This window comes from Adlercreutzia equolifaciens, assembly GCF_029076695.1.
Classification (GTDB): Bacteria; Actinomycetota; Coriobacteriia; order Coriobacteriales; family Eggerthellaceae; genus Adlercreutzia; species Adlercreutzia equolifaciens_A.
On record NZ_JARFIK010000062.1, the window covers coordinates 1 to 426 of the forward strand.

The 426-nt window shown below is 62.9% G+C and carries 1 protein-coding gene; it reads left to right on the forward strand.

Annotation, left to right across the window (positions count from 1 at the left end; all coding sequences use genetic code 11):
- Positions 1–199, forward strand: a 199-nt coding sequence (locus PZH32_RS11475; protein ID WP_275208387.1) for a TOBE domain-containing protein, incomplete at its 5' end; no start/stop codon positions are given.
- Between the last annotated feature and the right edge of the window lie 227 nt (positions 200–426).

The window sequence follows — 426 nt, forward strand, 5'->3', positions numbered from 1 at the left end:
CGCCCGCAACCAGCTGGCCGGCACGGTAGTGGAGGTACGCGAGGGAGCCGTCCACGGCCACGTCGTTCTCGAAACCGCCAACGGCGTGCGCATCAAGGGCTCTATCACTAACGAGGCCATCGAGAACCTCGGCCTGAAAGAGGGTACGAAGGCCCTGGCCATCGTGAAGTCCACCGACGTAATGGTGGGCGTGGAGTAAATCTCCTTTCGACCCATTGAATAAGCGAACGAGAGCGGCGCCTTCTGCGGTTCCCGCGTCGTACGGCATCGCTCTCTTTCCGTCTTCTCCCGCACGGCCTCCTGAGCAAAGGAGGCCGTCGTTTTTACGCGGACGGATTGTTGGTGCGCTGCCAACTTGCATCATGAGGGGGTGAGCTGCAAGCCCGCAAGCCCGCAAGCCCGCAAGCCCGCAAGCCCGCAAGCCCG